Origin of the sequence: Flavobacterium sp. W22_SRS_FK3 (genome assembly GCF_052113665.1) — a bacterium.
Classification (GTDB): Bacteria; Bacteroidota; Bacteroidia; order Flavobacteriales; family Flavobacteriaceae; genus Flavobacterium.
Window position 1 is genome coordinate 27,293 of record NZ_JBGQOF010000018.1, and the last position, 14,718, is coordinate 42,010.

Genomic DNA, 14,718 nt, shown 5'->3' on the forward strand with positions numbered 1-14,718 from the left:
TTACTTTTCGATTACGTAATTTTCTATAACCAAAATATCCAAAGCCGTTATTTCAAATAAATGAATCGCTTCATCAGGCGTTTCAACAATTGGCATTCCTTTTTTGTTTAAGCTGGTATTTAGTAAAACTGCGATTCCGCTTTGCTTATTAAATGCTTCGAGCAACTTGGCAAACTTCGGATTCCAATTTTCTTCAACAGTTTGTACACGTGCAGAACCATCATGATGCGTTACATTTTTAAGCTTTTCTATATACTCCGGTCGTGTTTTATCCACCAAAATCATATAGGGACTATCTCTTCCATACAAAAAATATTCCCCAACTTTTTCTTTTAATACCGCTGGTGCAAACGGACGAAAATCTTCCCTGAATTTAATATTCCGATTGATATGATCTTTCATATTGTCGATTCCCGGATGTGCCAAAATACTTCTTCGTCCCAACGAGCGTGGCCCAAATTCTGATCCCGATTGAAACCATGCAATTGTTTTTTCCTGATTTAATTTTTCTGCACAATAATTTACCAAATCATTGTCATCAGAAAACTTTTTAAAAGCGTGTTTTTTGTTTTCGTCTTTATTAAATGTAGCTTCAATTTCGGAGTTTCTATACGTTTTACCAAAACAGGTACTTCCATCATGGGGAACTTTTGGCATTTTTAAATATTCTAACCAGCCATAAAAAGCACAGCCCAAAGCCAGGCCATTATCTGCGGCAGCAGCTTCAAAATAAATGTTTTCAACTATTTTGCTGTCCTGAAGTTTTGCATTTGCTACAGCATTTAATGCTACACCACCTGAATAACATAAATTTTTATGAGGAAATTTATCCAATCGGCTGTGAATGCATTTTAATACTGCTTTTTCGACCTGTTCCTGTGCCCACTTTGCCACATTGGCGTAATAATCAAAATTATTTTTTAAATAATCATAATCTTTTGATGGATTCGTAAAATGATTTTTCCAGTCTTCATTCACAAACAGTTTTCCAGATCTGAATTCAAAAGCTTCAAAATTGTAAATTCGGGAATTTCCAAATGGTGCAAGTCCCATTAATTTACCCACATCATCCATATCTCCAAAAACATAATGGCTTACAGACGCATAAAATCCTCCAATAGAATGCTGAGTGGTGGGAAGTGAAAATAAGCTCTCCGATTTCTTTGCCATTATACTAAAATCCTTAATTAAAGGAGTTAGTTTTTGTCCGTCAAAATGATAAAAACTGTCTTTTTCGCAGACCATCTGAATTTCATTTCGCATTTCAGGGCTTATAAATTGTTCTTGTTCCGGATGTAATTTGAGAAATTGGTCAAGCGGACTTCCACAGCCATCAATAACCATTACCGCACATTCAGAAAAAGAACAAGTTCCGACAGCACTGTACGCATGAGCCAAATGATGTGAAATATCAACAATTTTTAAATCTTTTTCGGCTGTAAAAAGTCTTGTACCCTTGTATTTATTTCGATCCGGGATATCAAAATTGGCGCACTGCACAACAAGAGAAATATCTTTTAGCCCTATTCCTTCTGCATCAAGACAATACTGAATTGCCAGATTATCATTACCACCATCATGTTTAATTCGGCTTAACCTTTCTTTTTCGATAGCTACACAAACACGTCCATCTTTTAGTAATACAGCTGATCCGTTATGCGAAAGTCCGGTACCAAGAACATAAACAGGTGAATTCATTAATAGAAACTTTATATAAATTACTTTTCTTTTTTATAAAACGATTGCAAATTAACATTTCTGTCTCATAAATGCATGAAAAATCTGAAATTATATAAATCAAAAACTGCAAATAGATTTTAAAAAACTTAATTATCCAGTGAAAGGATAAAATGAAGTATTTCCTGAATATTTAAAACAAGATCTGGTGTTGTGCTTTGTATAGCGCTATTGGGCATAAAAGGCATTTCGGCAGATTCAGGATCCTGAACAACAATAGTGCCTCCCTCTTTTTTTATAGCTTTTAACCCCTCAGTACCGTCTGCATTAGATCCAGACAACAAGATTCCGATTAATCTGTTTTTATATACCTCAGCTGCAGACTCAAAGGACACATCAATACTTGGTCTGCTGTAATTTATTTTTTCTGAAGTGTCAAGCGAAAGTGTATTATTTTTTTCAAATAATAAATGATAATTTGATGGGGCAATATAAACAGATCCAGGCAAAAAAGATACTTTGTCTTCAACTGGTTTCACATTAGTGCTCACTTTTAATTTTATAAGTTCTTCTAAAGTCAGTTCATCTGTACTTTTCCGATGGAGTACAATTACCATAGCAAAAGATTTTATTACAGGCAATTGCGGTAAAATTTGCATTAGTACATTTAAACTTCCGGCTGAACCACCGATAATTACTACTTTAAAATCTGGAATTAATTGATTTTTCTCCATATTTTTTCCCTATCTAATTGTTTGTATTTGCTTTGAGATATTGAATATTTTATGGTTTCCTTTGTTCCCAAAGCCAAAAAACCTAAGGTAGCCAGGCTTTCATCGAATAATTTTATAGCTCTTTTTTGTAAATCGTTATCGAAATAGATCAAAACATTTCGGCAAAAAATCATATCAAATTCATTGAATGAAGTATCAGAAACTAAATTATGCTGAGAAAAAACCATTTTTTGAGAGAGTTCTTCATTAAATTTTGCTATTCCATAATTCGCTGTATAATAGTTGGAAAAATCTTCTTTTCCTCCAGAATCCCTGTAATTTTCAGAATACTCCTTCATCATTCTCAATGGAAAAATTCCTTTTTTTGCTGTTTCCAGAACCTTGGCATTTATATCTGTGCCATAAATTAAAGACTTATGCAGTAGTCCTGCTTCTTTTAATAAAATTGCCATAGAATAAACTTCCTCGCCTGTAGAACATCCTGCATGCCACAAACGAATAAAGGGTTTAGGGCCTAATAAAGGAAGGATTTGATTTCGAATTACAGTATAAAAAGAGGGGTCACGAAACATTTCAGTAACATTTACTGTAATTTCATCAACCATATGTCTAAAATAATCCGAATCATATCTCACTTTTGATAAAAATTCACCAAAATCAGTAAATCCGTCCAATTGATATATTCTGTTTACACGTCTTTTTAAAGATGCTCTTGAATAACTACCAAAATCAAAACCATAATATTCATATACTTCATTAATAAGGGTTTCTAGTTCGATATCTTCTATCATAAAAATTTCAAATTCTGCTTAACACTAAAAGCAATTTATCTACATCGACGGGTTTAGAAATATAATCATCTGCACCAGCCTCCAAACATTTTTCTTTGTCTCCTGTCATTGCCTGAGCCGTTACCGCAATAATAAAGGTCGATGAATGTGACGGAATATTTTTTATTAACGGAATTGCTTCATACCCATCCATTTCAGGCATCATCATATCAATTAAAACCGCATCTATTCCTGCATCCGCATTTAATATTTTTAAAGCCTCCTCTGCACTTAGACATGATAAACAATCGAATGATTTAGCGCGAAGCGTATTCTCTAAAGCAAAAATATTTCGGTTGTCGTCATCTATAATTAAAAGTCTTTTTTTGTTCATTTTTACTACATTAATTAAACTTTATCATATAACCACACACGCAACAAGGACAGTAACTGATCAATATCTACAGGTTTTGTGATATAATCTGAAGCTCCTGCTTTGATACATTTTTCGCGATCCCCGGTCATTGCTTTTGCTGTAACCGCTATTAAAGGAAGTGATAAATGTTTTGGATTACTTCTTATTTTCTCAGCGGTTTCATATCCATCCATATTTGGCATCATCATGTCTAATAAAACAATATCTGTGTTTGGATTTTCTTCTAAAATTTTTATTGCTTCTTTACCGTCAAAAGCAGTAATTACATTCATTTTAAAAACTTCTAATGCTTTAGTCAATGAATAAATATTACGAACATCATCATCAACCACAAGAACCGTTTTATCAAATAAAATATTATTTAGCAGATTAAGTTTTTTGTAACTTTCTTTTTTACCTTTTTCATCTTTATTTTCTTCAACCAAATGCAGAAAAAGTGAAACTTCATCCAACATTCTTTGATATGAATGTGCCGTTTTTACAATGATAGAATCGGCGTATTTTTTAATTTTCACTTCTTCTTTCAGAGATAAACTTTTTCCTGTAAATACAATAACCGGGAGATTTTCTAAACCTGGACTCTTTTTTACACCATCCAAAATTTGATAGGCATGTTTATCTGGAATTCCCATATCTAAAATCACACAATCTACCTCCGTTTTGTTTAACGATTTTAATCCATCAGAAACTTCACTTTTAATTTCAGAATTGATGTTGTACGTTTCTAAAAAATAAGCCAGCGCCTTAGCGTGTTTGGGATTGTCTTCAATAATTAAAACTTTTTGTGCTTCTTTATTAATGATATGTTCTATTCTCCTAAAAACATCCGGAATTTTCTCAAAAGCAACAGGTTTGTCCAGAAAATCAACTGCTCCTTTTAACAAGCTTTCCTGTTTCAATTTATGTGATGACATAATATGTACGGGTATGTGCTTGGTTTGGGAATTACTTTTCAATTCCTCCAGAACTTCCCAGCCGCTTTTTATTGGCAATTCGATATCAAGCAAAATACCAACAGGTTTATGCAATAATGCAAAATTTAAGGCATAATCACCACGTACCGAAACAATACCTTTGTATCCGCTTTTGCGAGTGAAAGTAAGTAATGATTTTGCAAAATTCATATCATCTTCTACAATCAGAATAACTTTATCATCTTCTAAAATAGAATTTCTGTCATCTTCAATTTCATCTGGAATAAGCGTACTGATGTATTTCTTTTTTTGAATTTCTTCTGCTGTTTCAATTGGTTCAATTTGTATTGGAGGTAATTTTTCGACAATAACTTTTTTAATTGATGAACCATAAATTGGCAAACAAAGTGTAAAACTGCTTCCTTCGTTTTCTTTACTATGCAAAATGATTTCGCCATTAAGCAATTTTGCTAATTCCCTACTGATGGATAGTCCTAAACCAGTTCCTCCATATTTACGTTTTGTAGAACCATCCGCCTGCTGAAAAGCTTCAAAAATTAAAGGCTGTTTGTCTAGTGGGATTCCGATTCCCGTATCTTTTACGATAAAACAAATAATTTTATCATCATCATCGTTAATTTTGATTTCTAAACTTACGGATCCTTTTTCGGTAAATTTAATTGCGTTCGAAAGCAGATTTTTAAGAATTTGCTCTAAACGCATTCTATCGGTTTTAATAACAAGAGGTGCTTCTTTTGAAATGATTTCAAAACCTATATTTTTTTCTTTTGCAACTTGTGTAAATAAGCTTCCTAAATTATCTGTAATTTCTTTCGTTGGAACTTCTAGAAATTCAAGTTCCATTTTACCTGCTTCAATTTTGGATAAATCCAGAATCTCATCAATTAAGCCTAAAAGACTATTACCCGAACTCATAATAACCCTTGCAAACTCAATTTCTTCTTTATTCATGCTTTGATTGTTATTTTCAGATAACAATCTGCTTAATAGCAAAATAGAGTTTAGTGGTGTTCTAAGCTCATGCGACATATTTGCTAAAAACTCCGATTTATAACGCGTTGTAAGCTCAAGAGCTTCAGATTTTTTTTGAATTTCTGTGTTCTTTTCTTCCAGTAAAACACTTCGTTCAGACAATTCTTCATTGGTTTGCTCAAGTTCTTCCTGCTGTACTCTCAGTTCTTCTTCTGAAGCCTGAAGTTTTTCAGTTTGAGCTTCTAATTCTGCGTTTATACCTTCTAATTCATTGTGTTGCAATTGCAATTCTTCAGATTGTGCCTGAGTTTCTTCTAATAATTCAAAAACACGCTTACGGTTTTGAGTTGATTTGAATGCAATAGCTATATTGCTTGAAACAGCTTGTAAAAATTCTAAATCAATCTCAGTAAAGTTGTTAAGGCTGGCCAATTCAAAAGCACCTTCTATTTTTGTATCAATTAAAGGAACTGCTACAATGTGTTTTGGTTTGATTTCTCCCAAAGCATAGGTAATCTGAACATCGCTCTCTGAAAATGATCTTAATTCCAGAATTTTTCCTGAAATAACACTTTGACCTATTAATCCCTGGCCTCTTTTAATATGTTCTCTATTTTTATTAGGGAGATAACTATAACCTGAAGTTGCATAAAGTTCATCACCCTCCATGGCATATATAACTCCTGCACTGCTTTTGGTATATTGACATATAAATTCTATAACATCTTTGGATAAATCTTCCAGTTCTTTATCTCCTAACATTACATTGTTTAGTTTGGCAATTCCGGTTTGCATCCACTCTTTTTGAGATAATAAATCGAATGAAGATTTTAAGGAAACCCCCATATTGTTTAGTGATACTCCCACACTTCCAAGTGCATCTGCTTTGTTGTCGTCTACCCTAATATCATAATTTCCATTAGATATATTTTGCGCAATGGTACTTATGGCTTCAATTCTTTGTGCCGTTTCAAGATCTTTTCGCTCTAATTCACTTTGTAAAAAGGCACGTTCGTTATAATCTTTTAAAATTCTAATAAAAAATACAACTGATATTAAAAAGGCAATGATAAAAGCAATAATAATTAAAGCAGTGCTGTATACTCCGTAACGTTCAGAATTTGCGTTTCTTTCTTTTAAAAGCTGCTGTTCGTCATTTTCAATTTTTTTAATTAAATTTCTTAATTTGTTTATCATTTTTCTGCCTTCATTCAGATCAAATGAGACATTTTCTTTTCCAAATTGCTTTTTTACCACCTGATTGTGGAGGTATTTGTAAAAATTTACCCTAAGTATTTTTAATTCACTTAATTGCTTTTGCTGTTTTGGATTATCAACTGTAAGTTCCTGAAGTTTATCAAAATAATAATCCGATTTAATTTGAGATTCCTTATAACTCTTTATAAAATTTTCATCACCACTTATCAGATAGCCACGCATATTGGTTTGAGCTTCGGTAATAATAGCTGAACCCTCGTTTAAATTATAAATAACAGACTGCGTATGATTTACCCAATAAATACTGTTTAATAAACTTCTTATACTTAAAAATGAGGCTGTAGAACTGATCATTAATACCAGTAATGAAACCATTGAACTTACTAGTAAGTTTCTTTTAAAGTTGTTATCTTTCATAAAAAAAAATTATTTTAATTCTTCGTAGTGCAAGGGTAAAATTATTATAAAACTAGCTCCTTTACCAATTTGACTTTTAGCGGTAATTAAACCGTTATGTTTTTCGATTATTTTTTTTGCAATTGCCAGTCCAATACCTGTTCCTTCATAGCTCTGACGATCATTAAGACTTTGGAAAATAATAAAAATCCTGTCCAGATAAATTTCATCAAACCCAATTCCATTATCTTTTACAATAATACGGCAATATTTGCCTTCAGGAGAAACCTCTCCATCAAAATTTTTAGTTGTAATTAATTCCGAAGTAATTTGTATAAAGGGCGTATCTACATTGTTTGAAAACTTAAGTGCGTTTCCAATTAGATTCTGAAAAACCTGTCGTAACTGACTAGGAATACTGTCAATAGTTGGTAGTACAGTTGTTTTTATTGTGGCTTTTTTACTTTCAATCAGATAATCAAAATCAGAGAGAACTTCTTGTAAAACTTCATTTAAGTCGGTTTTTTCAGGCTGTACTTTTGATGACAATCTCGAATAAGCGAGCAAATCTGTAATTAAAGTCTGCATCCTTTCTGCTGATTTAATTGTCCGGTTAACATAATCAACCGCTTTATCATCTTCGGCTAAATAAAGATCTTTGATTATTTTAATAAAAATCTGAATCTTTCTTATGGGTTCATTCAAATCATGCGAAACCACCCATGCAAACTGTTGCAATTCATGGTTTTTAAGCTCCAGCTCTTCGTTTTTCAAGACCAATTCTTTTGTCCTTTCTGAGATTTTTACTTCCAGATTATCCTGAGCTTCTTTTCGAATTTTAATTTCTTTCGAAAGCAGATCCTTCATTTCTTTTAATTGATTCTGCTGTTCGTAAATCTTCAGGAAAGTCTTTACTTTTAAAATAAGCAAATCAGTATCAACAGGTTTGGTAATATATTCTACTGCCCCTGTTTCGTATCCTTTAAAAATATATTTTTTTTCAATATTAAGTGCTGAAAGAAAAATAACAGGAATGTCTTTTGTTTTTTTATTTCCGGATAAGATTTTTACAACTTCAAAGCCATCGAGTCCCGGCATCTGAACGTCCATTATAATAAGGCAATAATTTGTCTGTAAAATTTTTTTTAAGGCTTCTTCACCAGATTCTGCTGTATCTACATCGATGTTATGTAATTCCAATGTCTTTTTTAAGGCAATTATATTTGCCCTTATATCGTCTACAATTAATATCATCTATTTATAGCCTAAAGCGTTACAATTAAAATTATTTTGAATATGTTTCCTTTTTAGTTAGCATTAACCAAACTCTCAAATTTATAAAAAAAATATAAATTCACTATTTTATAAGAAATTAAATTAATTACATAATTCCCATGTTTGATCTTGAGAAATTAACTTTTTACGACAATCTTTATATCATTTAAGTCAAACTTTGTGATTAAATCAAATTATTTTTAGCTAGTATTTACTCTAAAAAGACAAAAGATGAAAAAATTAAAAACACTCCCGGAACAAAAACAAAATTTGCCCGGACATGAATATTTAATGAATCCTGAGCCTGAAATTATTAAAGAAAACTATACGGGAAGCGGAAAACTATTGGGTAAAGTAGCTTTTATAACGGGTGGTGACAGCGGAATTGGCCGAAGTGTAGCTGTACATTTTGCAAGAGAAGGGGCGAATATTGCAATTGTTTATCTTAAAGAAGATAAAGATGCGCATATGACCAAAGAACTTGTTGAAAAAGAAGGTCAGCAGTGTCTATTAATAAGCGGAGATTTAAAAGATGAAAAAAATTGCAAAAGTGCTGTAAAAAACTGTCTTAAAATATTTAATAAAATTAATATAATTGTCAATAATGCAGCTGTTCAGTTTCCTCAAAATGAATTGGAAAAAATTACGGCAGCACAACTTCAAAAAACATTTGAAACCAATATCTATCCCTACTTTTATATTACAAAAGCAGCATTACCTTTTTTAAATAAAGGTGACAGCATTATTAATACAAGTTCTGTTACTGCTTATCGCGGAAGTGAACACCTGCTTGATTATTCGAGTACAAAAGGAGCAATTTTGAGTTTTACCAGATCATTATCAACTATGCTGGCAAAAAAACAAATCAGAGTTAATGGAGTAGCTCCAGGACCAATATGGACTCCGTTGATTGTTGCAACATTTGATAAAATTTCAGATTTTGGAAAAGATAATCCAATGGGCAGACCAGGTCAGCCATCAGAAGTTGGCCCTGCTTATGTTTTTTTAGCTTCTGAAGACAGTAGTTATATTACCGGACAATTTATTCATATAAACGGAGGTGAACTTATAGGAGGATAAAAAAATGACTATGAATTTTATCGACATTTTGGGTCTTTTGGCAGGAATTTGTGTAACGATTTCAGTTGTTCCTCAAATTATAAAAGTCTGGAAGACAAAAAAAGTAAAACAAATTTCCCTCTTGACTTTTAGCGTCCTGACTTTTGGAATTGCAATGTGGATTGTTTACGGGATTTTAAAAAATGATTTCCCTATCATTATAACCAATAGTATTTCGCTGTTCTTAAATTTAATTATGGTTTATTTTCTTATTTACTACGAAAAAGACTAAATATTCAAAAAAAAAAAAACAGCCCGGGAAAGGCTGTTTTTTTTTCAATATGTGGGGCTCTGCTAGCTAACTAATTTTTGAATGTATGATTTATTGATAGATAAATGATATTTTTCCTTAATTAATCGTGGAAAATAATTTCTGCCTGCTAAACTAACTCCTGAAAATACATCAAGAACGTTCAAACTCGAAATTCTTTTCAATTCTTCTATCTGCTTATTTGCGATTACTATAATTGGTTTTATATTTTTAGCATATCCATAGGTATGCTGATCAAGTTCGATTTCTAAAATACTTTCTAAGATTCTGTTTTTTAGTAAGTTTTTAACGATTCCCTTTTGTGGAACTTCATTAAACTCTTTAAGTTTTTCAGCAATTTTCAAGTTTTGCTGACCTATGTGAATGTAATTCCCCCACTTACTATTAAATACTTTGTTCAGATCAGAAAACAACGTGGTGTTTTCAGCCATTTCTAAATTATAAGTATTTGTGCAAATCATAGAAAAATGCACCTTTTTGTAACCTTCAAAACACAAAACACTATTAATATTTGATGTATTTCTTATAATACCGGCCTGATTGGGTTTTATGTTTTTTCTTTCGCCATTAATTCCAAAACTATGACTTAAAGTACCTTCAAAACAGTATGTAAATAAAATAGGCGAATTAGCAAAAGATTCCATACTTAATTCAACATCATCATTAAATACAATATCAAATTGTATATGACAAATTTGTTTGTTCAGTGCTATCCCGCTTATTATTCCATTTGCATATTTGGATTTAACTGCTAAATTATATTGATTGTTTTCTAAAGTCAAAGTCCCATTGAGACTATCTTTAAGATTATTAAAAATTGCATTAATTCCGCCTGTATTTATGTAAAGTTTTTTCATCTGTTAACAATTAAAAGAGTTCTATAATTAAAGCGTTCAAATTCTTAAACTACAACCATAATTTCTTCTTCTTTTGAACTATTCAAATTTCGTAATATCGCAAACGTTTCATGTTATATAATTTTTCTTACGTCTTTCATAATTAATACTTTATAAATAGCTAAAAATAAAAACAGCTGCTCCAAACCTAATGTTTGAAACAGCTGTTTTTTCAGCAAAATAAAAAAATCCTCAACCTATGTAACCATGAATTTAAATTAAGTTTTTAAGTAAGTTTGTTAATATCGGCGTTATTAGTATAATTTTTTTCAGGTATGTCTTTAAAAAACTCAGCTGCTTCCAAATCAGCAGACGGGCCATATCCTAATAAATAAGTTCCTTTTTTACTGTCTGCCGTTTCGATCACATACAAAATTGACATATCGTCAGGATTGCTCATACCTTCGTATCGATGATGGGCGACAATAAAAATTTCGTCAGGCTGATAGGAATATTTTGATTCTGTCTCTAAAAGGGTTCCCTTCTGAAATAAAAAATTACAGCAAAATCCATTTTTTTGATATTCCTCTATATAATCTACTTCGTTTTTTGAAAGTTCTTTTTTCATGATAATTTGTATTATATAACTAATTTTAAGTCTTTTAAAACTTTTTTATTAAACAAAATTCGATCATTTAAGCTGCATTTTTTAACTCAATAAATATTTTTTTTATCTCATTAAAAATAATGGTGCTAATTAAAAAACGATGACTGAAAATCTCTTTTATTTTTAAAAATATCTTTATATTTATTCACTCTAAAGGACTTTATCCTATTTGATATACTACAATATACTTTTATAAAAAATGACCCAAATAAATCAGGATTTCTTAGCTAAAGGAGGAGAAATGGGAGAATTAACCCGAGTTAAAGACTGGAGCAAAACTTTAGTCGGTTCAGTAGAAACGTGGCCACAAAGCTTACGAACAACATTAGGGCTTCTTTTAAATTCAAAATTTCCAATGTTTTTATTTTGGGGACCTGAACATATTTGTTTTTATAATGATGCTTATCGCCCTAGTCTTGGAAATGACGGAAAACACCCAGCCATTTTAGGAGAGAAAGCTGCTGATTATTGGCCGGAAATATGGGATTTTATAAAACCACTTCTCGATCAGGTTCTTACTGAAGGTGAAGCTACATGGCACGAAGATCAATTATTACCGATCTACCGTAATGGAAAAATGGAAGATGTATATTGGACCTTTAGTTATAGTCCGGTTAACAATGAATCCGGTAAAGTAACTGGCGTTTTAGTTATTTGTAATGAAACTACAGATAAAGTAAAAATGGTCAAAAAATTAGAAGACAGCAATAAACGTTATCTTAACAATATTCTTCAGACACCTAACGCTATGTGTATTTTTAGGGGCAAAGACTATGTTGTTGAAATAGCTAATGAACGTATGCTCGAAATTTGGGAAAAAGACGAATATCAAGTAATAAACAAACCCATTTTTGAAGCACTTCCTGAAGCCACAGGTCAAGGATTGGAAGGTATTTTAGACAATGTCTATTCTACCGGCGAAACCTTTAAGGCTTATGAACTTCCTGTAAAATTAACCCGAAATGGTAAAATTGAGAATACTTATATCAATGTAGTTTATGAACCTTTAAAGGAATCTGACGGTCGTATTTCAGGCATTGTGGCTATTGCCAATGATGTAACTTTACAGGTAATTGCCCGAAATTCTGTAGAGGAAAGTGAGAAAAAATTTAGAAGTATAGTAAAACAAGTACCCTTGGGAATTGCTATATTAAAAGGAGAAGATCTGATTGTCGAATTGGCAAACAATACTTATCTTGAAATTTTTGATAAGACTGAGGAAGATATTTTAGGAACACCTCTTTTTACAGCTATTCCGGAAGCCAAAGAAACTGTTTATCCTTTGCTTTCAAAAGTATATCACGACGGGATTCCGTATTACACAGATGAACTTTCAGTTACTATAAACCGACATGGCAAACAAAAGGTTGGTTATTTTAATTTGGTGTTTTATCCCTTGAAGGAAGAAAACAATACAACTGGTGTTATTATTGTTGCATTTGAAGTGACGAAAGCGATTAATGACCGTCATTTATTATCAGAAAGTGAAAAAGCGTTCCGAAAAATTGTGATGGAATCACCTATTGCGATGGCTATTTTCAGAGGTAAAGATCTGGTTATCGAAATGGCTAATACCACCATGATGAAAACCATTTGGCAAAGAAAAAAGAAAGAAACCATTGGCAGGTCACTAATTGAAGCGTTTCCTGAACTTTTAGACCAAAAATATCCCCAGTTATTAAAAGATGTAATTATAAAAGGTAAAAAAGTTCGTGAAAATGATGCTATTGCTTACGTTTACCGAAATAAGAAACTGGAAAAACTGTATGTTGATTACCAATATACTCCCCTTTTTGAAAAAGAAGGTCAAGCAAACGGTGTAATGGTTACTGTTAATGATGTAACAAATAAATTTGAAACAAGAAAAAAGGTTGAAAATGCTGAACAAAGAACGCGCCTTGCTACAGAGATTGCAGAAATCGCAACTTGGGATCTGGATATTATAAATCAGGAAATAATTTATTCTGAAAACCTGCTTACTACATTTGGCCACGAAAAAAACACAATACTGACCCGCAAGCAAATGCAGGATCAAATACATCCAGACGATAAGCCAATTTTAGAGAAAGCATACAAAATAGCTTTAAAAACCAGTATCTATAAATATGAGTCCCGCATTAATAAACCAGATGGTTCAATCTGTTGGATTAGGGTTCATGGTAAAATATATTTTAATGAAAAACATATCCCTGCAAAAATGCTGGGTACTATTTTAGATATTACTGATGAGAAAAACAGTCAGGAGATTTTAATGAAAAGCGAGGAAAAATTTCGGCTTTTAGCCGATACAATGCCTCAATTTGTGTGGACAGGAGACACGCTTGGAAATCTGAATTATTTCAACAAATCCGTTTATACTTTTTCAGGTTTGAGTAAAGATGAAATTGATAATAACGGCTTGCTTCAAATTCTTGATCCTGAAGACCGGGAAGAAAATAGAAATGCATGGCTAGAAGCCATAAAAACTGGGCATGATTTTTTACTAGAACATCGCTTTATACGCTATGATGGTGAAAAAAGATGGCATCTAAGCCGTGCTACTGCTCAAAAAGATGCTGAAGGGAATATACAAATGTGGGTTGGAACCAGTACTGATATTCAGGAGCAGAAAAATTTTACTGAAAAACTTGAAAAAGAAGTATCCGAACGTACACTCCAATTAGAACTGAAAAATCGGGATTTGATTAATATGAATATTGAATTACAGTCTTTTGCCTATATTTCTAGTCATGATTTGCAGGAACCATTACGAAAAATTCAGACTTTTGCCAGCCGATTAGCTGAACTGGACGAGCAGAATATTTCGGCGAAAGCCAAAACCTATTTAGGCCGCATTGAATTTTCTGCCAAAAGAATGCAGACTTTAATTCAGGATCTCCTAACCTATTCCAGAACCAATTCGGCTGAAAGAATATTTGTAAAAGTAAAATTAGATGAAATTGCCGAAGAAATAAAAAGTGATTTTTATGAACGTATTGAGGAAAAACATGCAATGGTTAATTTTTCTCCTTTAGGGGAAGCTATCGTTATTCCTTTTCAATTCAGACAATTACTTCATAATCTTATTGGAAATGCGCTAAAATTCACAAGAAAAGACATACCGCCTATTATTGAAATTAAAGCGGAAAGAATTAAAAGCAATAAAATAGAACATCCCGTTGATTTTCCGGATAAAATGTACTATCATCTTCAAATCTCTGATAATGGGATCGGTTTTGACCCTGAATACAAAAACCGAATTTTTGAGGTTTTTCAACGTCTAAATACAGAAAGCGAATTTGCCGGAACCGGAATTGGTCTGGCAATTGTGAAAAAAATTGTTGAAAACCATAAAGGAATCATAACTGCTAATGGAGAGAAAGATAAAGGTGCTACTTTTGATATTTACCTTCCTGAATTACAGTAATTTATT

Annotated in this window: 11 protein-coding genes; 3 read left to right on the forward strand and 8 right to left on the reverse strand. The window is 32.1% G+C overall.

Annotated elements, in window-relative coordinates; genetic code table 11:
* The 6 genes from ACEN2I_RS16190 to ACEN2I_RS16215 all read right to left on the reverse strand — a co-directional run bounded on the left by ACEN2I_RS16190 (nt 1) and on the right by ACEN2I_RS16215 (nt 8,392).
* Entirely contained in the window at nt 1-1,698 is a 1,698-nt protein-coding gene (locus ACEN2I_RS16190) for a carbamoyltransferase family protein (RefSeq protein ID WP_441767144.1), read from the reverse strand.
* Nucleotides 1,699-1,826: 128 nt separating this feature from the next.
* Nucleotides 1,827-2,411 carry a chemotaxis protein CheB gene (locus ACEN2I_RS16195; RefSeq protein ID WP_441767145.1) on the reverse strand — a complete coding sequence of 195 codons (585 nt, stop codon included), beginning with the start codon at nt 2,409-2,411 and terminating at the stop codon, nt 1,827-1,829.
* The gene (locus ACEN2I_RS16200; RefSeq protein WP_441767146.1) at nt 2,393-3,202 is read right to left on the reverse strand and encodes a CheR family methyltransferase; all 810 of its coding nucleotides are present in this window, start codon (nt 3,200-3,202) and stop codon (nt 2,393-2,395) included. The genes ACEN2I_RS16195 and ACEN2I_RS16200 overlap by 19 nt, the downstream gene beginning before the upstream one ends.
* Before the next feature lie 7 nt (nt 3,203-3,209).
* The gene (locus tag ACEN2I_RS16205; RefSeq protein WP_441767147.1) at nt 3,210-3,575 is read right to left on the reverse strand and encodes a response regulator; all 366 of its coding nucleotides are present in this window, start codon (nt 3,573-3,575) and stop codon (nt 3,210-3,212) included.
* A 14-nt stretch (nt 3,576-3,589) separates the two neighbouring features.
* Nucleotides 3,590-7,159 (reverse strand): response regulator, encoded by a 3,570-nt coding sequence (locus ACEN2I_RS16210; protein ID WP_441767148.1) that lies wholly within the window; start codon nt 7,157-7,159, stop codon nt 3,590-3,592.
* A gap of 9 nt (nt 7,160-7,168) precedes the next feature.
* Complete coding sequence (locus ACEN2I_RS16215) at nt 7,169-8,392, reverse strand: hybrid sensor histidine kinase/response regulator (protein ID WP_441767149.1); 1,224 nt, start codon at nt 8,390-8,392, stop codon at nt 7,169-7,171.
* 252 nt (nt 8,393-8,644) lie between these two features.
* On the opposite strand from ACEN2I_RS16215, the gene ACEN2I_RS16220 reads away from it, so the two are divergent.
* Together ACEN2I_RS16220 and ACEN2I_RS16225 are read left to right on the forward strand one after the other, a co-directional pair.
* Nucleotides 8,645-9,493 carry an SDR family oxidoreductase gene (locus tag ACEN2I_RS16220; protein WP_441767150.1) on the forward strand — a complete coding sequence of 283 codons (849 nt, stop codon included), beginning with the start codon at nt 8,645-8,647 and terminating at the stop codon, nt 9,491-9,493.
* Nucleotides 9,494-9,503: 10 nt separating this feature from the next.
* The gene (locus ACEN2I_RS16225; RefSeq protein WP_441767151.1) at nt 9,504-9,764 is read left to right on the forward strand and encodes a SemiSWEET family sugar transporter; all 261 of its coding nucleotides are present in this window, start codon (nt 9,504-9,506) and stop codon (nt 9,762-9,764) included.
* Nucleotides 9,765-9,826: 62 nt separating this feature from the next.
* Here ACEN2I_RS16225 and ACEN2I_RS16230 read toward each other — a convergent pair whose 3' ends face one another.
* Together ACEN2I_RS16230 and ACEN2I_RS16235 are read right to left on the reverse strand one after the other, a co-directional pair.
* Complete coding sequence (locus ACEN2I_RS16230) at nt 9,827-10,660, reverse strand: hypothetical protein (RefSeq protein ID WP_441767152.1); 834 nt, start codon at nt 10,658-10,660, stop codon at nt 9,827-9,829.
* A 265-nt stretch (nt 10,661-10,925) separates the two neighbouring features.
* A complete protein-coding gene (locus ACEN2I_RS16235; RefSeq protein WP_441767153.1) occupies nt 10,926-11,267 on the reverse strand; it encodes a hypothetical protein in 342 nt (113 codons plus the stop codon).
* Nucleotides 11,268-11,505: 238 nt separating this feature from the next.
* On the opposite strand from ACEN2I_RS16235, the gene ACEN2I_RS16240 reads away from it, so the two are divergent.
* Nucleotides 11,506-14,712 (forward strand): PAS domain S-box protein, encoded by a 3,207-nt coding sequence (locus ACEN2I_RS16240; protein ID WP_441767154.1) that lies wholly within the window; start codon nt 11,506-11,508, stop codon nt 14,710-14,712.
* Nucleotides 14,713-14,718: the final 6 nt, after the last annotated feature.